The sequence below is a fragment of the Bacillus sp. SIMBA_074 genome (genome assembly GCF_046534555.1).
Taxonomy (GTDB): domain Bacteria; phylum Bacillota; class Bacilli; order Bacillales; family Bacillaceae_G; genus Bacillus_A; species Bacillus_A mycoides.
This window is the reverse complement of sequence record NZ_JAWRYM010000002.1, coordinates 164,774-189,654: the sequence shown is the minus strand read 5'-3', so window position 1 is coordinate 189,654 and position 24,881 is coordinate 164,774. Positions and strand designations below refer to the sequence as shown.

At 35.9% G+C, this 24,881-nt stretch carries 25 protein-coding genes and 1 other RNA gene; 18 read left to right on the top strand and 8 right to left on the bottom strand.

Annotated features, from left to right (window positions below):
- Window positions 1–12: 12 nt before the first annotated feature.
- Window positions 13–1,308 carry a phosphopyruvate hydratase gene (gene eno, locus SB773_RS03275; RefSeq protein WP_002034740.1) on the top strand — a complete coding sequence of 432 codons (1,296 nt, stop codon included), beginning with the start codon at window positions 13–15 and terminating at the stop codon, window positions 1,306–1,308.
- Between the two features lie 49 nt (window positions 1,309–1,357).
- Here the strand turns inward: eno and SB773_RS03270 are convergent, their stop codons facing one another.
- Window positions 1,358–2,308, bottom strand: coding sequence for a nucleoside hydrolase (locus tag SB773_RS03270; protein ID WP_410588567.1), 951 nt, complete (start codon window positions 2,306–2,308; stop codon window positions 1,358–1,360).
- A 286-nt stretch (window positions 2,309–2,594) separates the two neighbouring features.
- Here SB773_RS03270 and SB773_RS03265 point away from each other — a divergent pair, with 286 nt between their 5' ends.
- The 13 genes from SB773_RS03265 to alo all read left to right on the top strand — a co-directional run bounded on the left by SB773_RS03265 (window position 2,595) and on the right by alo (window position 16,704).
- The gene (locus tag SB773_RS03265; RefSeq protein WP_201025589.1) at window positions 2,595–2,972 is read left to right on the top strand and encodes a CidA/LrgA family holin-like protein; all 378 of its coding nucleotides are present in this window, start codon (window positions 2,595–2,597) and stop codon (window positions 2,970–2,972) included.
- Window positions 2,969–3,661 (top strand): LrgB family protein, encoded by a 693-nt coding sequence (locus tag SB773_RS03260; protein ID WP_002174165.1) that lies wholly within the window; start codon window positions 2,969–2,971, stop codon window positions 3,659–3,661. The genes SB773_RS03265 and SB773_RS03260 overlap by 4 nt, the downstream gene beginning before the upstream one ends.
- Before the next feature lie 95 nt (window positions 3,662–3,756).
- A complete protein-coding gene (gene secG, locus SB773_RS03255; protein WP_002139173.1) occupies window positions 3,757–3,990 on the top strand; it encodes a preprotein translocase subunit SecG in 234 nt (77 codons plus the stop codon).
- A 163-nt stretch (window positions 3,991–4,153) separates the two neighbouring features.
- The gene (locus SB773_RS03250) at window positions 4,154–4,894 is read left to right on the top strand and encodes an alpha/beta hydrolase (RefSeq protein WP_162836430.1); all 741 of its coding nucleotides are present in this window, start codon (window positions 4,154–4,156) and stop codon (window positions 4,892–4,894) included.
- A gap of 155 nt (window positions 4,895–5,049) precedes the next feature.
- On the top strand, window positions 5,050–7,476 hold the full coding sequence (gene rnr / locus SB773_RS03245; protein ID WP_372421278.1) for a ribonuclease R: 2,427 nt from the start codon (window positions 5,050–5,052) through the stop codon (window positions 7,474–7,476).
- Between the two features lie 580 nt (window positions 7,477–8,056).
- Window positions 8,057–8,524: an SsrA-binding protein gene (gene smpB, locus SB773_RS03240; protein ID WP_193652127.1), complete on the top strand. Its 468-nt coding sequence runs from the start codon at window positions 8,057–8,059 to the stop codon at window positions 8,522–8,524.
- Window positions 8,525–8,649: 125 nt separating this feature from the next.
- Window positions 8,650–9,004, top strand: a transfer-messenger RNA (tmRNA) gene (gene ssrA / locus SB773_RS03235).
- 574 nt (window positions 9,005–9,578) lie between these two features.
- The gene (locus SB773_RS03230) at window positions 9,579–10,256 is read left to right on the top strand and encodes a response regulator transcription factor (RefSeq protein ID WP_131246545.1); all 678 of its coding nucleotides are present in this window, start codon (window positions 9,579–9,581) and stop codon (window positions 10,254–10,256) included.
- Between the two features lie 482 nt (window positions 10,257–10,738).
- Entirely contained in the window at window positions 10,739–11,752 is a 1,014-nt protein-coding gene (locus SB773_RS03225) for a siderophore ABC transporter substrate-binding protein (protein ID WP_410588563.1), read from the top strand.
- Between the two features lie 19 nt (window positions 11,753–11,771).
- Complete coding sequence (locus tag SB773_RS03220) at window positions 11,772–12,788, top strand: ABC transporter permease (protein ID WP_215576660.1); 1,017 nt, start codon at window positions 11,772–11,774, stop codon at window positions 12,786–12,788.
- Window positions 12,785–13,849: an iron chelate uptake ABC transporter family permease subunit gene (locus tag SB773_RS03215; protein ID WP_410588560.1), complete on the top strand. Its 1,065-nt coding sequence runs from the start codon at window positions 12,785–12,787 to the stop codon at window positions 13,847–13,849. Before SB773_RS03220 ends, SB773_RS03215 begins: the two co-directional genes overlap by 4 nt.
- On the top strand, window positions 13,846–14,598 hold the full coding sequence (locus SB773_RS03210) for an iron ABC transporter ATP-binding protein (RefSeq protein WP_002089518.1): 753 nt from the start codon (window positions 13,846–13,848) through the stop codon (window positions 14,596–14,598). The genes SB773_RS03215 and SB773_RS03210 overlap by 4 nt, the downstream gene beginning before the upstream one ends.
- A gap of 567 nt (window positions 14,599–15,165) precedes the next feature.
- Window positions 15,166–16,704, top strand: a complete 1,539-nt coding sequence (gene alo, locus SB773_RS03205; RefSeq protein ID WP_410588558.1) for an anthrolysin O/cereolysin O family cholesterol-dependent cytolysin Alo — start codon at window positions 15,166–15,168, stop codon at window positions 16,702–16,704.
- 51 nt (window positions 16,705–16,755) lie between these two features.
- Here alo and SB773_RS03200 read toward each other — a convergent pair whose 3' ends face one another.
- The 3 genes from SB773_RS03200 to SB773_RS03190 all read right to left on the bottom strand — a co-directional run bounded on the left by SB773_RS03200 (window position 16,756) and on the right by SB773_RS03190 (window position 19,226).
- Window positions 16,756–18,036: a purine/pyrimidine permease gene (locus SB773_RS03200; protein WP_410588556.1), complete on the bottom strand. Its 1,281-nt coding sequence runs from the start codon at window positions 18,034–18,036 to the stop codon at window positions 16,756–16,758.
- 127 nt (window positions 18,037–18,163) lie between these two features.
- Window positions 18,164–18,613 (bottom strand): cyanase, encoded by a 450-nt coding sequence (gene cynS / locus SB773_RS03195; protein WP_001081567.1) that lies wholly within the window; start codon window positions 18,611–18,613, stop codon window positions 18,164–18,166.
- A 31-nt stretch (window positions 18,614–18,644) separates the two neighbouring features.
- The gene (locus tag SB773_RS03190) at window positions 18,645–19,226 is read right to left on the bottom strand and encodes a beta-class carbonic anhydrase (protein ID WP_000926491.1); all 582 of its coding nucleotides are present in this window, start codon (window positions 19,224–19,226) and stop codon (window positions 18,645–18,647) included.
- A gap of 167 nt (window positions 19,227–19,393) precedes the next feature.
- On the opposite strand from SB773_RS03190, the gene SB773_RS03185 reads away from it, so the two are divergent.
- Entirely contained in the window at window positions 19,394–19,825 is a 432-nt protein-coding gene (locus tag SB773_RS03185; RefSeq protein WP_002016035.1) for an Lrp/AsnC family transcriptional regulator, read from the top strand.
- 268 nt (window positions 19,826–20,093) lie between these two features.
- On the opposite strand, the gene SB773_RS03180 is transcribed toward SB773_RS03185, so the two are convergent.
- The gene (locus SB773_RS03180; RefSeq protein ID WP_410588553.1) at window positions 20,094–21,059 is read right to left on the bottom strand and encodes a DUF4822 domain-containing protein; all 966 of its coding nucleotides are present in this window, start codon (window positions 21,057–21,059) and stop codon (window positions 20,094–20,096) included.
- A gap of 429 nt (window positions 21,060–21,488) precedes the next feature.
- On the opposite strand from SB773_RS03180, the gene SB773_RS03175 reads away from it, so the two are divergent.
- On the top strand, window positions 21,489–21,923 hold the full coding sequence (locus tag SB773_RS03175; RefSeq protein ID WP_410588551.1) for an Lrp/AsnC family transcriptional regulator: 435 nt from the start codon (window positions 21,489–21,491) through the stop codon (window positions 21,921–21,923).
- A 39-nt stretch (window positions 21,924–21,962) separates the two neighbouring features.
- Here the strand turns inward: SB773_RS03175 and SB773_RS03170 are convergent, their stop codons facing one another.
- The 3 genes from SB773_RS03170 to SB773_RS03160 form a co-directional block, all read right to left on the bottom strand.
- Window positions 21,963–22,520 (bottom strand): cysteine hydrolase family protein, encoded by a 558-nt coding sequence (locus tag SB773_RS03170; RefSeq protein ID WP_033707919.1) that lies wholly within the window; start codon window positions 22,518–22,520, stop codon window positions 21,963–21,965.
- 282 nt (window positions 22,521–22,802) lie between these two features.
- Window positions 22,803–23,042: a DUF896 domain-containing protein gene (locus tag SB773_RS03165; RefSeq protein WP_002129863.1), complete on the bottom strand. Its 240-nt coding sequence runs from the start codon at window positions 23,040–23,042 to the stop codon at window positions 22,803–22,805.
- 134 nt (window positions 23,043–23,176) lie between these two features.
- A complete protein-coding gene (locus SB773_RS03160; protein WP_410588548.1) occupies window positions 23,177–23,824 on the bottom strand; it encodes a nitroreductase family protein in 648 nt (215 codons plus the stop codon).
- 164 nt (window positions 23,825–23,988) lie between these two features.
- On the opposite strand from SB773_RS03160, the gene SB773_RS03155 reads away from it, so the two are divergent.
- Window positions 23,989–24,345 carry a winged helix-turn-helix transcriptional regulator gene (locus SB773_RS03155; RefSeq protein WP_016121030.1) on the top strand — a complete coding sequence of 119 codons (357 nt, stop codon included), beginning with the start codon at window positions 23,989–23,991 and terminating at the stop codon, window positions 24,343–24,345.
- 71 nt (window positions 24,346–24,416) lie between these two features.
- Window positions 24,417–24,821: a phosphate-starvation-inducible protein PsiE gene (gene psiE / locus SB773_RS03150; protein ID WP_044439305.1), complete on the top strand. Its 405-nt coding sequence runs from the start codon at window positions 24,417–24,419 to the stop codon at window positions 24,819–24,821.
- The last annotated feature ends 60 nt before the right edge of the window (window positions 24,822–24,881 follow it).

Below are 24,881 nucleotides of genomic sequence, written 5' to 3'. Positions count from 1 at the left end.
AGAGAATTTATTATGTCAACAATTATTGATGTTTATGCTCGCGAAGTCCTTGACTCTCGTGGTAACCCAACTGTAGAAGTAGAAGTTTACACAGAAAGCGGCGCATTCGGACGCGCTATCGTACCAAGTGGTGCATCTACTGGTGAGCACGAAGCAGTAGAATTACGTGACGGTGACAAATCTCGTTACCTTGGTAAAGGTGTTCTTAACGCAGTAAACAACGTTAACGAAGCAATCGCTCCAGAAATCGTTGGTTTCGACGTAACTGACCAAGCTGGTATCGACCGTGCTATGATCGAATTAGATGGCACTCCAAACAAAGGTAAACTAGGTGCTAACGCTATCCTTGGTGTATCTATGGCAGTAGCTCACGCAGCAGCTGACTTCGTAGGTCTTCCATTATACCGTTACCTTGGTGGATTCAATGCAAAACAATTACCAACTCCAATGATGAACATCATCAACGGTGGTTCTCACGCTGATAACAACGTTGACTTCCAAGAGTTCATGATCTTACCAGTTGGTGCTCCAACATTCAAAGAATCAATCCGTATGGGTGCTGAAGTATTCCATGCACTTAAAGCTGTATTACATGATAAAGGTCTTAACACTGCAGTAGGTGACGAAGGTGGATTCGCTCCAAACCTTGGTTCTAACCGTGAAGCATTAGAAGTAATCATCGAAGCTATCGAAAAAGCTGGTTACAAAGCTGGCGAGAACGTATTCTTAGGAATGGACGTTGCTTCTTCTGAGTTCTACAACAAAGAAACTGGTAAATATGACCTTGCAGGCGAAGGCCGTACTGGCTTAACTTCTGCAGAAATGGTTGATTTCTACGAAGAGCTTTGCAAAGACTTCCCAATCATCTCTATTGAAGATGGTTTAGACGAAAACGACTGGGATGGTCACAAATTATTAACTGAGCGTATCGGTGATAAAGTACAATTAGTTGGTGACGATTTATTCGTAACTAACACTCAAAAACTTGCTGAAGGTATCGAAAAAGGTATCTCTAACTCAATCTTAATTAAAGTTAACCAAATCGGTACTTTAACTGAGACTTTCGAAGCAATCGAAATGGCTAAACGTGCTGGTTACACAGCAGTTGTATCTCACCGTTCTGGTGAAACTGAAGATGCTACAATCGCTGACATCGCAGTTGCAACTAACGCTGGCCAAATCAAAACTGGTTCTATGAGCCGTACTGACCGTATTGCTAAGTACAACCAATTATTACGTATCGAAGACGAGCTAGGCGAAATCGCTGTTTACGCTGGTTTACAATCTTTCTACAATATCAAACGATAATTGTAGAAAATAACGACAGACCGTGAGAAATCACGGTCTGTTTTTTTTGTTAAAATTGTTCGTCTGTCATAAGTGACATGAAGTATTTAAAGAAGAGATTATAATCAAAATCGATAGCAATTTGCTGCGAGGGCCGATTGGTGAATGGGCTTGATCCTACTAAAGAGCGGAAATCACCGATGCTTGCTCCTTGAGCGTAAGATTCGGTCATGACGGTAATTGGTGATTTGTAGTAGGTAAACATAGAATTATCAAGTAAAGCTAATATCGGTATCGTGTCATGAAAAGGGCAGCCTTTTAATTGTGGTAAAATTTTTTCGTAATATCCATAGTAGTAATGATCGAATAGAGGTTTGACGAGAGAAGCCTTTCCTTTCGCCTCAATATATTCAGCCATATCAGGTGTAACGATGGAATACTGAGTTACATTTAAAGGGTATATGTACATGTTGGATGCAGATTGTAATACAATGTTAGCCGCGATTGGATCGCCATAAAAATTCGCTTCTGATACGGGAGTTACATTACCTGGGTGCAGAAAGGAACCACCCATTACATAATAAGATTTAATTTGCTGCATTAAGTTTTTACATAAAATAAATAAAGCAGCTAGGGAAGTGAGTCGCCCTAAACTTACAATGATTAGTTCGTCTTTATACCGCTCGATAAGAGGGATAACTTCAAAAAAATTCTCCATTTCTCCGTTTTGTAACTTTTCATTTTGGATGATTGGCCCTAACCCTTCTTTACCGTGAATATTAGTAAAAAAAGCGGGTGGACCTCCATTGAGAGGACGGTCTGAACCACCAAATATTTTCATATCTCTATTTCTTGATTTTTGTTTAAGAAAATGAGCATTTTGTACGGCCATTTCTTTTGGAACATTGCCGTAATCAGCGACAATCCCAACAATTTCAATTTCATCGATAAAGAATGCGAGGAGGAGGGCTATCGCATCGTCGATTCCAGGATCACAAAAAATGAGAATTTTTTTAGACATGCGTTCACCACCTATCTTTATATATATATGTGTGCTAGAGAGAAGGCAGAATAAAAATGGAGTGAAGAATTTTGTTTTATTAAAATAATAACCAATAAAATTCAGAAAATATAAACTTTATATATTAGGTCAAGGTTTTTGACGTAAATCACATTAGGAAACGCAGTCATATCAAGGGTGTAAGCGTATAATATAGTGGGTTTTCGTTGTCGATTTGATAAATTGCAGGTTTTTACAATTTATACTATGATAAGGATATTAACAGAAGATCGTATAAACATGAGGGATGATGAACATGAAACTTACAAAGATTCTTGTCCAAATTGCTGCTCTTTATGTATTTTATATGGTTGGAAATTGGGTGCAAGAAATGTTAAATATTCCGATTCCAGGTAGTTTGATTGGGATGTTCTTCCTACTTGTTTTACTTAGCCTAAAAGTACTTCCAGTGAAATGGTTTGATTTAGGAGCAGAAACACTCGTTGCTATTATGCCGTTTTTATTAATTCCGCCAACGCTTGGCCTAATGAATTACGGTGCTTTTTTTATGACTAAAGGAATTTCTCTTTTCATTACAGTTGTAGCGAGTACGTTTTTAATTATTATTGTCGCAGGACATACAGGACAATATCTTGCGAATAGAGAGGAAAAAGAGACACAATGAGCCAAATATTAATCGGAATCGGTTGGGTTCTTTTCACGGTGCTATTATATCAATTATCTAAAAAAATCTATAAATTATTTCCAACACCATTTACCATTCCAATGCTTGTAGCGACAGGATTAATGGCTTTCTTATTTATAGTGCTTGATATACCATATCAAAATTATATGGAAAGTGGTGGAGGTTGGATTGCGAAGCTACTTGGACCAGGTGTAGTAGCATTTGCAATCCCGCTTTATAAACAACGTCATGTTCTGCAAAAATATGTTGTACCAATTGCTGGTGGTGTACTAGTAGGTACAACAGTTGCTATTGCAAGTGATTTTGCTATCGCCTCACTTATGGGAACAGATAAAAGTTTAATTTTATCTTCTTTACCAAAGTCAGTGACAATGCCAGTTGCGATGAGTGTATCTGAACAAGTTGGCGGTGTCCCGTCCTTAACAGCAGCCTTCGTCGTTATCGCAGGTATTACTGGAACGATTACGGGACCAATTTTATTAAAATGGAGCCGCGTTACAAACTCGGTTGGTAAAGGAATCGGATTTGGATGTGCTTCTCATATTATGGGTGTTATGAGAGCGATGAAAAATAACGAGCATGAAGGTGTTATTGGATCGGTAACAATGACATTGACAGCAATTTTGACATGTTTGCTCGGACCTTTATTTGCAATGATGTTTATGTAATAGAAGAAAAGCGGGAGTGACTCTATAGCTCTCGCTTTTCTATAGGATTTATGCTAACATTTAAACTAACTGAATCTTTGTAGGAGGTACGCCAAGTGCATACGTTATTATCAGTTTTACTTATTGTTGTATCGATTTTAATGATTGTTATGGTACTTATGCAGTCTAGTAATAGCTCAGGCCTTTCAGGCGCTATTTCAGGTGGTGCAGAGCAATTGTTTGGTAAGCAAAAAGCACGTGGAATTGAAGCGGTATTAAACCGTGTTACAGTTGTCTTAGCTGTATTATTCTTCGTACTAACAATTGGTGTTACGTACTTAAATTTATAGAATTAAAAAGAAGAAGCGTTAGCTGATTTGTGCTAATGGTTCTTCTTTTTTTAATTTGTTATTCGAAAAAAGTTTCTAATTAGATTATAGAATTATAAATATGGTACACTAAGAATAGAAAGAATACGACTAGATTACAGAAGAGAAAGAGGAGAAGTACATGATGAAATTAGCATCTCCAAAACCATTTACATTTGAAGGTGGAGACCGCGCTGTTTTATTATTGCATGGATTCACAGGGAACTCAGCTGATGTACGCATGCTAGGGCGTTTCTTAGAGAAGAAAGGCTATACTTGTCATGCGCCAATTTATAAAGGACACGGCGTACCACCAGAAGAGCTTGTTCATACAGGTCCTGAAGACTGGTGGAAAGATGTAATGAATGCCTATCAGCATTTAAAAGATCAAGGCTACGAGAAAATAGCTGCGGTTGGATTATCATTAGGCGGAGTATTCTCATTAAAACTTGCTTATACATTACCGATTTTAGGTGTTGTACCAATGTGTGCACCGATGTACATTAAAAGTGAAGAAATTATGTACCAAGGTATATTGGCATATGCCCGCGAATATAAAAAGCGTGAGCAAAAATCACCAGAACGTATTGAGCAGGAAATGTTTGAATTTAAACAGACACCGATGAATACATTAAAAGCATTACAAGAGTTGATTCGTGACGTACGCAATAATGTTGATATGATTTATGCTCCAACATTCGTTGTACAAGCACGCCATGATGAGATGATTAATACAGATAGTGCTAACATTATTTATAACGGTGTAGAATCTACGTTAAAAGACATTAAATGGTATGAAGACTCTACGCATGTCATTACACTTGATAAAGAACGTGATGTGCTACATGAGGATGTATATAACTTCTTGGAGCAACTAGATTGGTAAGGTCTAGTTGCCTCTTTTTTTCATAAGGAATTTTTTGTGAAAACTGTAAAAAATCATTGGGAGATGATGAAAGTTTCACTTTATACATCCCCCATCTTTCGGATACACTAAATAATATAAGGGTTTAAAGGAGGTATTTCTGCTTGGAAGAAATCATGCAAGAACATATTGATAAGTTGTTATTATTTATGAGGGAAGAAGCGTATAAACCGTTAACGATACAAGAATTAGAATCGGCATTTGGAATCGAAGGCTCTGAGGGCTTTAAAGATTTCGTAAAGGCACTTGTAATGATGGAAGAGAAGGGGCTTGTTATCCGCACACGTAGTAACCGCTACGGTCTTCCAGAAAAAATGAATTTAGTACGCGGTAAATTAATTGGGCACGCACGTGGTTTTGCGTTCGTCGTTCCAGAGGAGAAGAAAACAGGAGATGATGATCTTTTCATCCCGCCGACAGAATTAAATGGTGCACTTCATGGTGATACAGTATTAGCACGTGTTAGCGCACAATCAAGTGGATCACGCCAAGAAGGCGCGATTGTTCGTATTTTAGAGCGTGGAACGAAGGAACTAGTTGGTACATATACAGAGTCAAAGAACTTTGGATTTGTTATACCTGATAATAAACGCTGGACAAGTGATATTTTCATCTTGAAAAGTGCATCTATGGGCGCTGTAGAAGGCCATAAAGTAGTTGTGAAAATTACGGGCTACCCAGAGAACCGTTTAAGCGCAGAAGGTGAAGTTATTCAAATTCTAGGTCATAAAAATGACCCAGGAGTAGATATTTTATCTGTCATTCATAAACATCATTTACCTTTAGCATTCCCTGAAGAAGTGATGGAGCATGCAAACAGTGTACCAGAAACGATTTCAGAAGAAGATATAAAAGATCGTCGTGATTTACGTGATCAAATGATTGTTACAATTGATGGTGCGGATGCGAAAGACTTAGATGACGCTGTTACAGTAACGAAGCTTGAGAACGGTAACTATAAGCTTGGCGTTCATATTGCGGATGTAAGTCATTACGTTCAAGAAGGTTCTCCAATTGATGTTGAAGCAGCAGAGAGAGCGACGAGTGTATATCTTGTAGATCGTGTAATTCCGATGATTCCGCATCGTTTATCAAACGGTATTTGTTCATTAAATCCGAAAGTAGACCGTCTGACACTATCTTGTGAAATGGAAATCAACAATCTAGGTGATGTTGTAAAACACGAGATTTTCCAAAGTGTAATTAAAACGACAGAGCGTATGACGTATGCTGACGTAAGAAGCATTTTAGAAGATGAAGACGAAGCACTAATTGAACGTTACGAGCCGCTAGTACCAATGTTTAAAGAAATGGGGCAGTTAGCACAAATTTTACGTGAAAAACGTATGCGCCGTGGTGCGATTGACTTTGACTTTAAAGAAGCGAAAGTACTAGTAGATGAAGAAGGAAAACCGACTGATGTTGTAATGCGTGATCGTTCTGTATCAGAGAAGTTAATTGAAGAGTTTATGCTTGTTGCGAACGAAACAGTAGCGGAGCATTTCCACTGGATGAACGTACCGTTTATGTACCGTGTCCATGAAGATCCGAAAGAAGATAAGCTTGAGCGTTTCTTCGAGTTTGTAACAAACTTCGGATATGCAGTAAAGGGACGTGCGAATGAAATACACCCTCGTGCATTGCAGCAAATTCTTGAAATGGTTCAAGGTCAGCCGGAAGAAATAGTCATTTCAACAGTTATGCTTCGTTCTATGAAGCAAGCACGTTACGATTCGAACAGCTTAGGACATTTTGGTTTATCAACTGAGTTCTACACGCATTTCACATCGCCAATTCGTCGTTACCCAGATACGATTGTTCATAGATTGATTCGTGAATACATCATTAATGGTAAAGTAGACAACGAAACGCAAGCGAAATGGCGTGAAAACTTACCTGAGATTGCAGAGCACTCTTCTAATATGGAACGCCGTGCTGTTGAAGCAGAGCGTGAAACAGACGAAATGAAAAAAGCAGAGTATATGGTCGATAAGATCGGTGAAGAGTATGACGGTATGATTAGCTCTGTAACAAACTTCGGTTTATTCGTAGAGCTTCCAAATACAATTGAAGGTCTTGTACACGTTAGCTATTTAACAGATGATTACTACCGTTATGACGAAAAACATTTTGCGATGATCGGAGAACGTACAGGTAACGTATTCCGCATCGGTGACGAAATTACAATTCGTGTTATTAACGTAAATAAAGACGAGCGTGCAATCGACTTTGAAATCGTTGGCATGAAAGGCACACCTCGTCGTAAGTTCAAAGATCGTCCAGTTGTGATTGAACAGCCAAGAACAGGAAGAAAGAAACGCGGTGGACGTAGCGAACGTAGTAATGAGCGCGGTGGTGAACGCGGCACAGGAAGAAAGTTTGATCGTGGTGGACAAGGAAAAGGAAAAGCATCTGCATCTGCATCCACATCCGCTAGTCAGCCAGGGAAAAAAGATGGTAATAGTAATAGTAATGGTAAGAAGAAAAAAGGATTCTTTGAAAATGTACCAGGATTCAAGAAGAAAAAGAAAAAGCGCAAGTAAGAAAAGAGTGGCTTCGCCTTACATTCTGAGCGAGCCACTTTCGCTTTTTGTGGAATCCAGCTACAGTGGCTAGAATGTTTGGTGGCTTCGCTTCTTCCCAGGAGGCAAAGAGCGCCTCAAGGTCAGAAGCTCCATCCATCTTACATTCTGAGCGAGCCACTTTCGCTTTTTGTGGAATCCAGCTACAGTGGCTAGAATGTTTGGTGGCTTCGCTTCTTCCCAGGAGGCAAAGAGCGCCTCAAGGTCAGAAGCTCCATCCATCTTACATTCTGAGCGAGCCACTTTCGCTTTTTGTGGAATCCAGCTACAGTGGCTAGAATGTTTGGCGGCTTCGCTTCTTCCCAGGAGGCAAAGAGCGCCTCAAGGTCAGAAGCTCCATCCATCTTACATTCTGAGCGAGCCACTTTCGCTTTTTGTGGAATCCAGCTACAGTGGCTAGAATGTTTGGCGGCTTCGCTTCTTCCCAGGAGGCAAAGAGCGCCTCAAGGTCAGAAGCTCCATCCACCTTACATTCTGAGCGAGCCACTTTCGCTTTTTGTTTACATTTGTTACAATGGTAAAAATAGAGGAGGGACGTTATATGCCAAAAGGTACAGGTAAGGTTATTGCGCAAAATAAAAAAGCATTTCATGATTATTTCATCGAAGAAACATACGAAGCAGGGCTTGTCCTTCAAGGAACGGAAATTAAGTCGATTCGCGCTGGACGCGTGAACTTGAAAGACGCGTTTGCACGTATACATAACGGTGAAGTATGGGTTCATAATATGCATATTAATACATATGAACAAGGGAATCGTTTCAATCACGATCCGCTACGTACAAGGAAGTTACTTCTTCATAAAAAAGAAATTGATAAGCTAGCAGGTTACGCAAAAGAAACAGGATATGCATTAGTTCCAGTTAGAATCTATTTGAAAAATGGATTTGCGAAAATGGCACTTGGTTTAGCAAAAGGTAAGAAGCAATATGATAAGCGTCACGATTTAAAAGAGAAAGAAGCTAAACGTGAAATTGCACGCGTGTTCCGTGATCGTCAAAAGATGTAATACAGATATTTACATTTGTAAAACGGCGCGCGTATGATATAATAACTTATGTAAGATTGTTGCACATTGAAAAACAGCTCTTAGTAGCTATCACGATATTTCTTCGTATGCTCCATTTTTATCATGGGGACGTTACGGATTCGACAGGGATAGTTCGAGCTTAGGTTGCGAGTCGAGGGGATCGGCCTCGTTAAAACGTCAAAGCCTATAATTGGCAAACAAAACAATCTTTCTTTAGCTGCTTAATTGCACTAAAGGTTCCTCCCTCCATCGTCCATGTGGTAGGGTAAGGGACTCAAACTAAGTGGACTACGCCGGAGTTCGCCGTCTGAGGGCGAAGGAAGAGAACAATCAGACTAGCAACTTGGAAGCCTGTCGATAGGCCGAAGAGTTCGCGAAATGCTAATATATCGACTACACTCGTAGAAGCTTAAGTGCCGATATTTTTGGACGTGGGTTCGACTCCCACCGTCTCCACCAATACATATTTGGTGGTTTTTTTATTTTGTATGATATGAACCATAACTTTGCCAGATTGGCGGGGTTATGGTTCTTTTTGTTTGCGGCAGAGTTATGGTTCCAAAAACAGAATGTATCTAATTCTTCGGTTCTTTCAATTACATTCTCAATACACCTTGTGTGTGTTATCCCCTAACGATCACAATTTTATCTAAAATAAACAACAACAAAATCACTTCTACACAAGTATTTATAAGTAGAAAAATAGAAAGAATACAGTTTTTTTGTTTTGTGGTTTTATAAAATGCTTAAGGTGATGGGGGTGGGATGGTACCCCTGAAACAGAAAATGAAGAAATAGTTATTGATGATAAGCAGGTAGATACTATAGCTGCCCCTTAATGATTAAAAAATATTTATTTAAATCTTCATATATTTTGTGTTTTCATCCATATCTATTGTAAGATTATATAGAGTTCTCCTAATAAGCCGTTATAACGGCTTTTTTAGGGATTTAATATTTATAGATCTTAAATTATTTTTGGGGGATAACTTTTTATCCAACTAAGTTATATTGAAGTAGAGGTGAACCATCGGTGAAGCAGGTGTTAGTAATTAAGAATGAGCGGTCTTTTGCAAAGAAAATCGTAAGCGGTCTAACGCAAGAGGGCTATTTCATTTTAAAACTTCACAATGAAAACCAAGGTTTAAATATAGTATATGAACAAGATTGGGATATTATCATATTGGATTGGGATTCGTTAAGTATATCGGGGCCAGAAATTTGTAGACAAATACGACTTGTTAAAACGACACCGATAATTATTGTGACCGACAATATTTCTAGCAAGGATTGCATAGCAGGGCTACAAGCAGGAGCAGATGATTATATTAGAAAACCATTTGTGAAAGAAGAATTAGTAGCAAGGGTTCAAGCTATTTTAAGGAGAAGTGACTGTATCCAGCAAAATGAGACAAACTTTTTTCAGTTTAAAGATCTCTTTGTTGATGCATCTAGCCATATTGTGAAAAAAGGTGGTAAAAATCTCACGCTTACTAAGCGCGAGTACGATTTACTTGTATTTTTAATTAAGAATAAAAATACAATATTGAGTCGTGAAATGCTTTTGAATCAGGTTTGGGGATATAACGTAGTAGTCAATCCAAATGTAGTAGACTTATATATTGGGTATGTAAGAAAAAAGTTAAAGTGCGAGAAGAAAGATAGATATATTCAAACGATACATGGCAGAGGCTATTCAATGGTTGAATGATAAAAATAAGATAATAGGTAAAGTACAGTTTGTCATAATAGCAAAAACGAGTAAAACTATTTCATACAGTTTTACTCGTTTTTTTCTATTAAACCTGATAATCAAATAGTTTCTGTGAAATATTAAAAGACGGAAACTATAAAAAGAAGATTGCTACCAGGCAATGGATTATGAAAATATTAGCTATTAATGGGCATTTTTTTGCAGTAGAAATCATGGTTTATAAGGTGCCCAATCTATTGATTAGTACGTGTGGGGGATGACTCTGGTGCGCATTAGATGAGACTGTATCTAATGTATGTTTAATTTTATTAACTCACATCATTCACAAGATTTTCACATAATTAATGACTATACTTATTAACAGGATATTCAAATGAAAATGATTATCAATAGCAATTTAGATGCGTAAAAGTTACTATCTAATTTAATCTATGGACGGTATCATTTTCGAACTAAATTACATTATAAGGAGTATACGTATGAAAAAAACTATGCTTTTAAAATTAGTAAGTATTCTAGCAATTTTCACTTTAATGTTAGTAGCTTGTTCAGATTCAAGTAAGGAAACTTCGAAAGCTAATAAAGGTGATAGTAGTGATAAGCCAAAAACGGTTGAAATCACTGATGCACATGGAACTGTTAAAGTCCCTGTAAATCCAAAAAATGTAGTTGCTTTAGATAATAGAACTTTTGAAACTTTAGCTGATTGGGGAATTAAATTAGCGGCTGCTCCAAAGGATGTAATGCCTGCAGATTCAGCATATGTAAAGGATAGTAAAGTTCAAAATATTGGAAATCACCGCGAACCAAATCTTGAAATTATTGCAGCGGCAAACCCTGACCTTGTAATCGTTGGTCAAAGATTTGCTGGCCATTACGAAGAGATCAAAAAATTAGTACCAAATGCAGCTGTTATTGATCTTAATGTTGATGTTTCTGAGAAAGCTACTAAGCCTGGAGAAAACTTAGTAAAAGGACTTAAAGATTCTACAATTTCTTTAGGAAAAATCTTTGATAAAGATAAAGAAGCTAAACAATTAGTAGCTGATTTTGATAAATCTATTGAAAATGTAAAATCTGCTTATAATGGAAAAGATAAAGTTATGAGTGTTATCGTTACTGGTGGGAATATTGGTTTTGCTGCTCCTCACTCTGGTCGCGTTTGGGGACCAATGTATGAGATTTTCGGTTGGACTCCAGCACTAGAAGTGTCTAATTCTACTGCAGGTCATAAAGGTGATGACGTTTCTGTTGAAGCTATTGCACAAACAAATCCTGATTGGCTTTTCGTATTAGATCGTGATGCTGCAACATCTGATGCAGCTACTTCATCTCCTGCTAAGGATGTTATTTCTAAATCACCTGCTCTTCAAAACACAACTGCTGTTTCTAAAAAACAGGTTATTTATGCACCAGAAGATACTTACACAAATGAATCAATTGAGACTTATATAGAGTTATTTGGAAATATTGCAAAAACTTTAGCTAAGTAGTGTAAAGGAGTACGAAACAGTGTCAAAAAATATAATTTCTAGGGTTGAGAATATTTCTCAACCCCAGTTTTATAATCACAATAAATTATGGACAAAACCTTTTATAATAGCGATTATAGTTGTTATAATTTTAGGGATTATATCACTGTTTACTGGAGTTTATGATATACGTGGACAAGAGGACGGAATGGAGATGTTTTTCATAACTCGTGTTCCGAGAACAGTTGCATTAATGCTTACTGGCGCTGCAATGGCGATGGCAGGGCTCGTAATGCAACTCATTACACAGAATCGCTTTGTTGAACCTACTACAACGGGGACTATTGAATGGTCAGGCTTAGGCCTCCTTTTTGTATATTTATTATTTCCTGCCCCGACTTTAGTTCAAAGAATGACTGGTGCAATCATTTTTTCTTTTATAGGAACTATGATTTTCTTTCTATTTTTAAGAAGAGTTAAACTTCGTTCGTCTTTAATTGTCCCGATTATTGGATTGATGCTTGGGGCAGTTGTTTCTGCAGTATCTACTTTTCTAGGACTCCTTTTTCAAATGACGCAAAGTATTGAAACTTGGTTTGTAGGTTCATTTGCTAACATTCAGGTGGGAAGATATGAATATTTATGGCTGATTGTTATCATTACTTTGCTTATTTTTATGTATGCTAATAGACTGACTTTAGCTGGACTAGGAGAAGATGTCGCAACAAGCCTTGGAGTTAATTACAATAGAATTGTTCTTTTTGGGACTGGCCTTATCTCTGTTGCAGTTGGAATTGTTGCAGCTGTTATTGGAAACTTACCTTTCTTGGGATTAATTGTTCCAAACATTGTTTCAATGTTTAGAGGTGATGATCTTAGGAGTAATTTACCTTGGGTATGTGTGATCGGAATGGGGACAATAACTGCCTGTGACATCATTTCTCGAACAATTATAAAGCCTTTTGAAGTACCTGTTTCTTTAATACTTGCAACAGTGGGAGCAGTCGTGTTTATTACTATTTTATTGAGACAAAGAAAACCAAGGAGGCTACGATGATCACATTAGAATATAGAAATAAAGAAAATGTCGAAATCGATTCTAGCCTTCATAATAAAAGTAGATCAGCTAGTGCTTTTCGTTCTAAGAAGGAAGCAAGACGTTATTGGATTTTACTGATCACATTGATTGCTTTAGGTCTCCTTTCTTCATATGGACTTTTAGTTTATAACAATCCAGTTCCGATAGACTCACCTTCTTTTATCCCAGTTGTTAAGAGAAGGATAGTAGCTATTGTTGCAATGATTATTGCTGCAGTTTGCCATAGCTTGTCGACAGTTGCTTTCCAATCTATTACGAATAATAAAATTATTACTCCTTCGCTTTTAGGTTTCGAATCACTTTATTCAGCAATTCAAACGAGTACAATATTCTTCTTTGGTGCTAGTGCATTGATCAATTTTAATGGAATTGGATCATTTTTATTCCAAGTTGTTGTTATGGTCTTCATGAGTTTGATACTTTATGGATGGTTACTTTCCGGTAAATACGGGAATTTACAACTTATGCTTTTAGTTGGAATTATTATTGGTACCGGGCTAAATTCTGTGTCAACTTTCATGAGAAAACTACTTGCACCTTCAGAATTTGATATTTTACAAGCAAGATTGTTTGGTTCTGTTAATCATGCAGATCCTGCATATTTTCCTATTGTAATTCCCATGGTCATAATTGTAGCAGTATTAATTTTGGCTCACTCTAAGAATTTGAATGTTTTGTCACTAGGAAAGGATGTTGCTACTTCTTTCGGGGTTAAATATCAACCTAGTGTAATTTATACGCTTGTATTAGTAGCTATTTTAATGTCCATTTCAACAGCTCTAATTGGGCCACTTACTTTCTACGGCTTTTTAGTAGCAACTTTGAGTTATCAGGCGGCTTCAACTTATGATCATAGATATATTTTTCCAATGGCTTTTGCTATAGGATTTTTGATAATGACGAGTGCATACTTTTTAATGTATCATGTATTCCATGCTCAAGGTGTAGTTTCAGTTATTATTGAATTATTTGGTGGAATAATATTCTTAACTATAGTTTTAAGGAAGAGGGCTTTATGATAAAAATTGATAATGTTAAAAAGTTCTATACTGATAAGGTGAAAATAGGACCTTTGGATATTGAAATACCAAAAGCGGGCTTTACTTCTTTAATTGGACCAAATGGCGCTGGAAAGTCAACGACACTATTGATGATTGGAAGACTTTTAGATATGGATGAAGGCCAAATTCAGGTAGCAAATATGGATGTTTCTGAATCCAAATCAAAAGACTTAGCAAAAGTTTTGACTATATTGCGACAAGAGAATCATTTTGTAACTAGGCTTACTGTTAGACAATTAGTTGGATTTGGGCGCTTTCCTTATTCAAAGGGAAGATTAACTAAAGAGGATGAAGCTATTATTTCTAAATATATCGATTTCCTAGATTTAACTAATTTAGAGAATAGATATTTAGATGAGCTTTCTGGTGGTCAAAGACAAAGGGCATATGTAGCGATGGTATTGTGCCAAGAGACTGAATATGTACTTTTGGACGAGCCTCTGAACAACCTTGATGTTGCTCGTTCTGTTCAAATGATGGAGCATTTGAGACGTGCAGCTAATGAATTTGGAAGAACAATTTTGACTGTTATGCATGACATAAATTTTGCAGCCAAATATTCGGATAAAATTTGTGCTATGAAGGATGGACAAATTGCTGCTTTTGGAACAGTAGAAGAGGTTATGGACCCAACAATTTTAACAGATATTTTTGAAACGAAAATTGAAATTATCAAAGGTCCTTATGGGCCAATCGCTGTTTATTAGTTACAAAATGTGGAAAATGAGTATGTCAAAAAAATACTGTAGCTTGTGTAAATCATGCCAGCTACTCTAGTTGAAGTTGCTGTCTGTATTTTATAGGCAGCAGCTTTTTTTAATGCGGTTGCCCATGATAACTCTTAATATTTCTGGCTGCTCGTAACAGTCCTACATGTATTTCATTACTTCCGGTCCTGCGATGCTTCCAACAATAAACTTGTAAATTACTCATGAAATGCAAAGGAACGCTTCGTATTTCAAGTATTTACCAAACGAAAAATTTATCTCTGTATAACTTTTTATAAGAATTCAGCTTGTTTTTTTGTATGTAATATTGCATATAAGAGTGTATTGATAAAAGTGTAAGGGGTCACTATAATGAGGGCATAAAGATAAATCACATTTTCGTAGCAATAAAAAAGGAGGAAATAATATGGAAATCGCAATGGCAGTTTTGAAATTTGTAGGTGGCGTAATCCCGTTAATTCAAGAACTTTTGAAAGCATTTATGTAGGTTTATTAGTTAGCTATCATTTATCAATCATTATCATATCTTACTAAAAAAAGAACGGGGTGATTTTTCTGAATATTAAGAAAAACACTAAAAGAAGAAAGTTCCTTGCGTGTTTATTAGTTAGTCTATGCACTATTAATTATTCATCTATTTCCTTCGCAGAAACACAAGTAGGTAATGCAACTGATGTAACCAAAAATGCTAGTGGCATTGATACTGGTATAGCAAATCTTAAATATAATAATCAAGAGGTTTTAGCTGTAAATGGTGATAAAGTAGAGAGCTTTGTTCCGAAAGAAAGTATCAATTCAAATGGTAAATTTGTAGTAGTGGAACGCGAGAAAAAATCACTTACAACTTCACCAGTCGATATTTCGATTATTGATTCTGTGGTGAATCGTACGTATCCAGGAGCGGTACAACTTGCAAATAAAGCTTTTGCAGACAATCAACCGAGTTTATTAGTGGCTAAGAGAAAGCCTTTGAATATTAGTATAGACTTACCTGGCATGAGAAAAGAAAATACAATTACTGTCCAAAATCCGACATATGGTAATGTGGCTGGAGCAGTAGATGATTTAGTATCTACTTGGAATGAAAAGTATTCTAAAACACATACGTTACCCGCAAGAATGCAGTATACAGAATCTATGGTTTATAGTAAATCACAAATCGCAAGTGCCCTTAACGTTAACGCCAAATATCTTGATAACAGTCTAAACATTGATTTTAATGCGGTTGCAAATGGAGAGAAAAAAGTGATGGTAGCGGCATATAAGCAAATATTTTATACCGTAAGTGCTGAACTACCTAACAATCCATCCGATCTTTTTGATAATAGTGTTACTTTTGGTGAGTTAACTCGTAAAGGTGTAAGTAATTCGGCCCCACCTGTTATGGTCTCGAATGTAGCTTATGGTAGAACTGTTTATGTAAAATTAGAAACAACATCTAAGAGCAAAGATGTACAAGCTGCTTTTAAAGCCTTACTTAAGAATAACAGCGTCGAAACGAATGGACAGTACAAAGATATTTTTGAAGAAAGTACCTTTACTGCTGTAGTATTAGGCGGAGATGCGAAAGAGCATAACAAGGTTGTTACTAAAGATTTCAATGAAATCCGAAATATCATTAAAGATAATGCTGAATTAAGTCTTAAAAATCCAGCATACCCAATTTCATATACAAGTACTTTTTTAAAAGATAATGCAACTGCTGCTGTTCATAACAATACAGATTATATCGAGACGACAACTACAGAATATTCAAGTGCTAAAATGACACTGGATCATTACGGTGCTTACGTTGCGCAATTTGATGTATCTTGGGATGAATTCACATTTGATCAAAATGGTAAAGAAGTACTAACACATAAAACATGGGATGGTAGCGGCAAAGACAAAACGGCTCATTACTCTACAGTTATCCCTCTTCCACCAAATTCAAAAAATATAAAAATCGTAGCAAGAGAATGTACTGGTGTTGCATGGGAATGGTGGAGAACAATTATTAATGAACAAAATGTTCCATTAACAAATGAAATAAAAGTTTCAATTGGAGGAACAACATTATACCCAACTGCTAGTATTAGTCATTAGGTATAAAAAGGCGCCCTGTAAGCAGGGCGCTTTTTTACTTAGTCACAAATTTTACTCTTTCCAAAACTGTTCCAATAGAATGACAAGCATGGTACCCACAAGTAATCCATTACTTAAAACATATTGTAAGGAAGAAGGAATTCCGCTAAACGCACTTTCTGGAAGAAACATTATTCCCAAACTGATTAATAATGAAATTCCTAATATAGTTAATCGGCGTTGATTTAATTCTTCACGTAAAATGGATTGAAATGAAATGCCTATTAATTGGACAAATGTTGCTAAAAGTGCAGCATTAGCAATAGGACCTGGTAGCAAGGATATAAAGTTTACAATTGAAGGAATAAAAGAAATTCCTGCTAATATAAGACTTGCTATAAGGAACGACTTCACTTTTCTTTGTCCTGTTAGTTGAATAAATCCTGCTGATGCAGGTAATGGTACAATTCCAATTGTAGAAAACAACGACGAGATAATATGCGATATACCTCCGGCCCACACGCCGCGGTTCAGTATTTGCTTTTCATTTTCTTTAGATAACGGAGCCACTTGTTTTACAGCCGAAATAGCAGCGATTGTATTTGCAACTAAAAGAAATGTAAATAAAGTTGCAGTTAGAGCCATTCCAATATCTAATCTAGGTGTGCCCCAAGAAAATAGCTCTGGTAACTTAACTAACGGTGTGTGTGAAGGCATATGAGATGATTTTCCTAATACAGCGTACAAAAGCCAACCACATGAAATTCCAAGTAACACAGCGTAACTTTTCATCCATCCGTTCCCTTTAATTGATAAGAAAGTAATAAGGGCAAAAACAAAGAGCGCAATAGCAGCCGTTGTATAATCAGGATGAGTTACAGCTCCTTGTAATCCCATCATTCCTTTTAGTAACACACCACTAAGCTGAAGAGATAATATTAAAAGAAAAGTTCCTGTAACCAAGGGTGTAAATAAACGTAGAATTCGATGAACAAGCCCTGTTATACCAAGGACGAAGAGTAATATACCTGCAATAATTAATCCGCCTTCTAAAAGTTGTAATACATCCTTTGCACTTTGTCCCTGATGCATAGCGACTTGTCCCAATATGACAAATATACTTACCCATGAACCGGCTGGCCCATCCGCTATGGGATAGCGATGCCCAAACCATGCTTGTATAAATGAACTTACTCCTACAACTAAAAAAGTTCGTTGCATTAATGTTGAGATATCTTCTATTGATAAATGGAATATGCCACCAATAATGATCGGCAATGCAATTGCATTTGCTAATAAAAACACAAACCACTGTAGAATACTAAAGCTCGTATCGACGTATTTTTTATTCATATTATTCTCCCTTGTATAAAAAGAATCTCATAGTAAAAATCCATCCTTTCTACACAGCTAGATTAAAAAGGATGGATTTTGTAAATCTATAAAATTACTTTAATTATATAGATGGATTTTTAATTAATTACCATGTACGGAACGGTAAGAATTTCCCGTTAAGTGTAATCACGATACGAGGGTCGCCACCTTTTGGATCTTCTTGTGTGTCCACACCTAGATTGAAGTTAATTGCACTCATTACACCTTCGCCAGCTTTTTCTAGAATTAATTCTCTAAGAGTTGGTGCGTATTGTAACATCATTTCATATAATCGATATAAGATTGGGTCAGTAGGAGGCATTTGCATTACTTGACCTCTAAGTGGAACTACTGTTAATGCTTGAACTACTTCTTCATCTAATTCTAATAGTTTACCGATTTTTTCTGCTTCTGGACGTGTCATTGTAGCTTGTCCTAATAACGCTGTTACAACCCAAGTCTCAGAGTTTTCACTTACTTTTGAAATTTCTTCCCATGTTAAACCTTTTGCAATTTTTGCTTCCATAATTTTTTGCGTAGCTTCTTGTCTATTCATATCTAATAACTTCCCTTCATTTAAGTAATAATTAATTTTTCATACCATTTAATGCTTTATATCCATCAACTATTAAATCTAATTTACCTGTGTGAGGATCAATAACTAAACCATGTACAGGAACATCTTTTGGAATAAGTGGATGATTTCTTACTAAATCAACATTAGCTTGAGTTGAACCGTTGACATCATCGAATCCAAATAACCATTTTTCAAGGTCAACACCAGCATATTCAATCGCTGATAAAATTTCTGGTGAAGCTACTCCACGATCTAATATTTTTTGAAGTGTTCCTTTTGGATTAGTTTGGCTCGCACCACATCTTTGGTGTCCGATAAGGAAGATTTCATCTGCATTTAGATCATATACTGATGCGACAACACTTTGCATAACACTATCGAAAGCAGAAGCAATTTTACCACCTGCATTTCTGATAACTTTTGCATCACCATCGTGTATATCTAAAGCTTTTGGAAGTAGCTCAATTAAACGAGCGTCCATGCAAGAAACAACAACCATACGTTTTTTAGGCATTTTTGTCGCTTCACGAGGAGCGTATTCTTTATTTTCTACAAATTGTTCATTGAACGATAAAATCTCTTGTAATAACATATTTGTAACCTCCTTTAAATCTAGATGTATTTTTTTGTTGCGTCCTCTGTGTTATAAGTAAATATAACTGATAAACAATGTGATGTAAGAGGATAAACTAAGTATAGTGAATTGTATCGACAAGCAGAATAAGTTGGCGAAACACTTTCTGGCTTTCTACTTTCACGATGAAAGGATTGGTTTATATCATTGATCAAACAGATTTTGAGATACTGAAATTATTAGGAGAAAACTCAAGAATACAATGGAAAGAACTTGGTCAAAAAATACATATGACGGGGCAGGCTGTAGGAAATCGAATTCGAAGATTAGAGGATTTAGGGATTATTGAACAATATACAATCGCAATAAACCGAATCAAATTAGGACAAGTAGTGACTGCATTTGTTACTTTATTCGTAACAACAGCTAATCATCAAGAGTTTATGAATTTCTTTCAAAAAGAAGAAGGGATTTCTGAAGTAGACCGTATAAGTGGTGAGGGATGTTATTTATTAAAAACACATTTTGCTTCTAATGAAGAATTGGATAACTTTCTGGGGCGACTATTAAAGTATGGGAATTATCGTGTTAACTTATCAATAGGAAAGTTAAAATAAGATTTCTTTTTTTGAGGTTATAGTAACATTATTTGCTAAACCTTATTTGTATAGAGATAATAAAATTTTCATCTTAAATAGTCGGAGCCTTACTACAATTTATGTGTAGTAAGGCTTTTTAAAGCTGTTAAAAAAATGAGAGATATTATATTCAACAATCGTGCTGAATTGTTGAGGGGGATATAAGACAATTTTTTTCAAGGGAATCATAATGATTTTTCTTTAAAAAAATCCTGCAGCTCAGTACAGGATTTGTAATCAAACGTTTTTAAAAGCTAAATTGTGGTTTTATATCACCTTTATAAGGCTCATGTTCAACGAATATAGTTATGTCTTTACCCGCTTGGTCTTTACCAGTTCTTTTATACGTAAATTTCTTATTATTCAGTTCAGTAAGTTCAAGAGCCGCACCATATTTATTATTTCCAATTGAAACATGAGCTCTTATTTTATTTTCATGTACAACATCGAAGTAGCCATAATCACCGCGGCTTTGACCTGTTTCGCTATTGAAGAACTCGTATTTATTAGACTTGTCATCAAATTTTGCTAGACTTATAAAATTCGAATTAAACTGCGTTACATCATTACCGGCTTCATCTAATACCTTTGTTCCATGCCAAAGGGTTCCGCCTAAAATTTTATCTCCATCCACGTTTTTAACGATATCACCTGTAGTAGAGTTTAGCTGCTTATCCGGATCCGTGAAAGAAAGCTCTTTTTCTTTATATGGAACATGTTCAACGAAAACTTCTACATCTTTACCGTTAGCATCTTTCCCCATTCTTTTATAGGTAAATACATTTTTATTTAGCTTTGTCATGTCAACAACAGCTTGATACTTCATTGATTCTGAAATTAATATTCTTTTCTTCCCATCATTTGTGACAAAGAAAGTTCCTTTATCGCCACGGCTTGCACCAGTCTTAGCATCAAAAAATTCATATCTTCCTGACTTCGCATCATATTTTGCAAGACCAATGAAGTTTACATTTTCTTTCGTTAAGTCATTTTTATCTTTGTCATACACTCTTGTACCTTGCCAATTTGTCTCGCTAAGAATATTAGCCATTTTTTGCCCTTTAGTTAACTTATTTTCCTTTTTAGTATCTTTCGCAGCTTGTTCTTGTTTTTGTTTACTATGATTTTCTTCAGCTTTCGTGCCAGCGCAACCTGTTAATGCTAATGTGAATCCTAGCAGTATGGATGATAGTACTTTTGTTTTTTTCTTCATTTTTATCGTCTCCTTATTGTATGATTTTAGTTAGTACGGTTTGCGAGTATAGTAGCAGTTCGTCCTTCTAAATTTTTGTTATATGAAAAGATTCAGGTGGGAGCAACGAACTTAGTTACTACGTTTATCATGTTAATCCCCGAGTATAAACTCCCTCTAAATAAATCATTAAAAAAAGATAAACTAATTCCTAAAAAATTTTCATATTTATAAAAAACAATCGCTAGCTTACTGGATGGCCCTTTCGAACGCTTATCAATTTTTTTCTGATACCTACGAGTAATCGGAAAATACATAGTAAAGGAAGAAGGAAAGCTGTTAACAGTAATGTAATTCTTAATAGAATTAATCGAGTGTATTGTAAAAGTTTTTAAGATGAATTGTAGGGGAAATGATGATCTTATAGAAGGTGATTCCTATAGGAAGGGGATGTCCATGTTTGATTCAACAGATTTTAAAATTATAAAGTTACTACAAGAAAACGCTAGAATGAACTGGAAGGAAATTGGAGAGATAGTACATTTGACTGGCCAGGCTGTTGGGAAACGAATTAATAAATTAGAAGAGGCGTGTGTCATTCAAAAATATACGATAGATATCGACAGGGCTAAGTTAGAAGGGTCTATTATGACGTTTGTTACACTATTTCTGCATGCACCACATTATCATAATCAAATTCAAACTTTTTTTGAAAAAACGGACTTAATTACTGAAATGTATCGTATAAGTGGCGATGGGTGTTATATCATGATTCTTCACACATCTTCGCACCAGCAATTAGAAGAGACTCTTGCAGATGTTTTACATTATGGTGATTATCGTATAAATACTGTCATTAAGACAATCGAAAAAAAGAAAGAATAAGAGATTTATTCTTTCTTTTTTTTATGGAACTGTAATTCTTTATTTGCTCTTGTTTATAAAACAGTTTGCCGACATGATTTTCGCATAAATATCACCAAACTCTAACGAACTCATGAACGATTGATGAGCGTGTACTGCGGGGATCAGATTTCCTTGAAATTCTAAATCTCTTGTTGTACAAGCATCTTCAATTACAACACATTGAAATCCTAAATCACTGGCAGCACGTACTGTTGCATCAATACATACATGAGTCATCATACCGCAAATGACTAGTTGATCTATTTTTTCTTTCTTTAATGTTTCAAATAAATTGGTTCTTAAAAAACTGTTAGGGTGATGTTTTTGTATGACTCTTTCGTTAGCAATTGGCTGTACATCATCATGAATTTGAACACCTACTGTTTCAGGTAAGAAGAAAGTAGCTCCTTCATTGTTCGCAATATGTTGTACGTGAATAACTGTTTTATGTTTTTCACGAAATACTTTCAAGACTTCTTTCGCTTTTTGTGCGGCTTTTTCAGGTTGATGTAATTCCATATTGCCGCCTTCAAAGTAATCATTTTGTATGTCGACTAATAGTAACGCTTCGTTCATCATTAATCCCCCCACAATTATTTATACAGCAAGTTATTTGTACTGTACCGTTATTATATAAATTGCAACTATGTGGAAGTAATAACGTCATGAAAAGATTTTGACGTATATGGTTTCATTGTGAAAAAGCTAAAGGATGCAAAGAAAAGATGGGGACAATTTGTTTGTGGTTTTTTGATTTAGAAACAGAAAATGGATGGGGAAGTAGATATTAACTTAATGATGCATCTAAGCAAACGTACTATTAGATGCATCATTAAGTAACAAAGGAGCTGGGTGTTTTCATGCGTTGTTATCTGTGTTTAGTGATAGCTTTTGTTGCTCTTTTAATTTTTCAGGAGTCACGTCATTTCCTAAAGGATCTAATATTTTTAATCCTGTAACAGTGGTGTTGATTTGACCGCGAATAATTTGAAGATACTTCTCGCGTAATTCTGTACGCTCATTTAATTCTGTTTTTGTTAAACCTTCTTCTTTTTGTTTTTTAGCTAATTCATTAATTCGATTTAAAACTTCAAGCATTGTTTTCTCCGCCTTTCTTTTTTGTATTATTCGATTAGATTGTAGTTTTGCATTATGATTATGGTTGCTACCATCATAGTTTCGTTAATAGTGTTTATCGTACTTTTATTCCAAAAGTACGATAAACACTGTGATTAAAACTCGCCATTCCAAGACGTTACTTCATCTACAGTTAATCGAACTGTTGGGAATCCTGGCTCTTTTGCTTTGCCTAATGCAATCATTAAGACGTCAGTTAAGTTTTCTGGAACGTTAAATGCTTTGCGGAATTCTTCAACGTTATAGCCAAGCATTGGGACTGTATCGTATCCTCTCGCTTTTGCAGCAAGCATAAATTGCATAGCTAGCAAACCACCGTCAAGCATTTGCCATTCTCTTTTTCCTTGTTCGCTTACAGGTGCATAAAACTCACGAATACTGTTGTTCAGTCTGTTTTTAATTTCTTCTGTCATGAATCCAGCAACTGCTGCACGTTCATTCACTTTATTGATATGTTCGAATTCATGGGCATTATTTTCGCTTAAAATTACGATCATAGCGGATGCTTCTAGCACTTGTGGTTGATTTAAAGCAATTGGATGAAGTTTCTCTTTTAAGTCTTGATCTGTAATTACCATGAAACGCCATGGGTTTAAGTTGGAACTACTTGGTGCTAGCATTGCTTCTTCTAAAAGTTCTTTAATTTCTTCATCAGAGATTGTAACTGAAGGATCATAAGAGCGAACGGAACGGCGCTCACGAATCACATCATAAAAATTTGTAGTACGATTTTCTTTTTTCATTTTAAAATACCTCCACTAATTTAATGCTCTGTTATAAGTTGCTTACATGCATCATTATGGTATAGTACAGATATTATGAAAAGTACGCACTTTTCCGTGATATAGACACCATCTCGTGACATAGGCACGAGAAAGTGCCTATCAAAATACAGAAGGAGTTCAATATGAAAAAAGAGTATAACAATAGAATTGAAGTCGTTTTGGATGTGATCGGAGGTAAGTGGAAATCCCACATTTTATATCATTTAACAAGCGGACCGACAAGAACGGGTGAGTTAAAACGATTGGTAACTGGTATTACACAAAAAATGCTTACTGAGCAATTGAAAGAGCTTGAAAAAGATGGGCTTGTGTCTAGAAAAGTATATAATCAAGTACCACCGAAAGTTGAGTATTCTCTTACAGAACAGGGAGAATCATTAAAAAAGGGTTTGAAGGTGCTTTGCGATTGGGGAAGCGATTATATTAAGCATAAATATCCGAATGGTGAAGTAATCGTGAAAGAGGACGATCATATATGATTTAACATTTCTGTAAGTATAATTTTGCTATAATGAATAAGTACTTACACGAAGGGGAGCTAAAAGAGAAAATGAAGTCATTTAATATCGATCATTATATAGCTAGCGTTTTACAGTGGATATTAAATATAGCGTTAATCATATTATCCATTGTTTTATCAATCTTTTTAATTAACGAGACGATTACTTTTGTTCAATACATATTTTCAGCGAAGAAATACACACCGTATAAGTTAGTTGAAAGCATCATTGTCTACTTCTTATACTTCGAGTTTATCGCATTAATTATTAAGTATTTTAAATCTAATTATCATTTTCCGTTACGGTATTTTATTTATATCGGGATTACGGCTTTAATTCGATTAATTATCGTGTCTCACGATGAACCGATGGAGACGTTGTTATATGCAGGGTCTATTCTCGTTTTAGTCATTTCTTTATACATATCAAATATGAGGGATTTGAGAAAAGAGTAGTGCAGACATAAGTTTGCACTACTTTTTGTACCTTGACCTTCAAGTTACTTGAAGGTTTAC

What these genes read in the sequence shown, in the direction of transcription:
- eno (WP_002034740.1), top strand. Translation starts at nt 13, where the DNA reads ATGTCAACAATTATTGATGTTTATGCTCGCGAAGTCCTTGACTCTCGT.
- SB773_RS03270 (WP_410588567.1), bottom strand. Translation starts at nt 2,308, where the DNA reads ATGTCTAAAAAAATTCTCATTTTTTGTGATCCTGGAATCGACGATGCG.
- SB773_RS03265 (WP_201025589.1), top strand. Translation starts at nt 2,595, where the DNA reads ATGATGAACATGAAACTTACAAAGATTCTTGTCCAAATTGCTGCTCTT.
- SB773_RS03260 (WP_002174165.1), top strand. Translation starts at nt 2,969, where the DNA reads ATGAGCCAAATATTAATCGGAATCGGTTGGGTTCTTTTCACGGTGCTA.
- SB773_RS03250 (WP_162836430.1), top strand. Translation starts at nt 4,154, where the DNA reads ATGAAATTAGCATCTCCAAAACCATTTACATTTGAAGGTGGAGACCGC.
- rnr (WP_372421278.1), top strand. Translation starts at nt 5,050, where the DNA reads ATGCAAGAACATATTGATAAGTTGTTATTATTTATGAGGGAAGAAGCG.
- smpB (WP_193652127.1), top strand. Translation starts at nt 8,057, where the DNA reads ATGCCAAAAGGTACAGGTAAGGTTATTGCGCAAAATAAAAAAGCATTT.
- SB773_RS03225 (WP_410588563.1), top strand. Translation starts at nt 10,739, where the DNA reads ATGAAAAAAACTATGCTTTTAAAATTAGTAAGTATTCTAGCAATTTTC.
- SB773_RS03215 (WP_410588560.1), top strand. Translation starts at nt 12,785, where the DNA reads ATGATCACATTAGAATATAGAAATAAAGAAAATGTCGAAATCGATTCT.
- SB773_RS03210 (WP_002089518.1), top strand. Translation starts at nt 13,846, where the DNA reads ATGATAAAAATTGATAATGTTAAAAAGTTCTATACTGATAAGGTGAAA.
- SB773_RS03200 (WP_410588556.1), bottom strand. Translation starts at nt 18,036, where the DNA reads ATGAATAAAAAATACGTCGATACGAGCTTTAGTATTCTACAGTGGTTT.
- cynS (WP_001081567.1), bottom strand. Translation starts at nt 18,613, where the DNA reads ATGAATAGACAAGAAGCTACGCAAAAAATTATGGAAGCAAAAATTGCA.
- SB773_RS03190 (WP_000926491.1), bottom strand. Translation starts at nt 19,226, where the DNA reads ATGTTATTACAAGAGATTTTATCGTTCAATGAACAATTTGTAGAAAAT.
- SB773_RS03185 (WP_002016035.1), top strand. Translation starts at nt 19,394, where the DNA reads ATGAAAGGATTGGTTTATATCATTGATCAAACAGATTTTGAGATACTG.
- SB773_RS03180 (WP_410588553.1), bottom strand. Translation starts at nt 21,059, where the DNA reads ATGAAGAAAAAAACAAAAGTACTATCATCCATACTGCTAGGATTCACA.
- SB773_RS03175 (WP_410588551.1), top strand. Translation starts at nt 21,489, where the DNA reads ATGTCCATGTTTGATTCAACAGATTTTAAAATTATAAAGTTACTACAA.
- SB773_RS03170 (WP_033707919.1), bottom strand. Translation starts at nt 22,520, where the DNA reads ATGAACGAAGCGTTACTATTAGTCGACATACAAAATGATTACTTTGAA.
- SB773_RS03165 (WP_002129863.1), bottom strand. Translation starts at nt 23,042, where the DNA reads ATGCTTGAAGTTTTAAATCGAATTAATGAATTAGCTAAAAAACAAAAA.
- SB773_RS03160 (WP_410588548.1), bottom strand. Translation starts at nt 23,824, where the DNA reads ATGAAAAAAGAAAATCGTACTACAAATTTTTATGATGTGATTCGTGAG.
- SB773_RS03155 (WP_016121030.1), top strand. Translation starts at nt 23,989, where the DNA reads ATGAAAAAAGAGTATAACAATAGAATTGAAGTCGTTTTGGATGTGATC.
- psiE (WP_044439305.1), top strand. Translation starts at nt 24,417, where the DNA reads ATGAAGTCATTTAATATCGATCATTATATAGCTAGCGTTTTACAGTGG.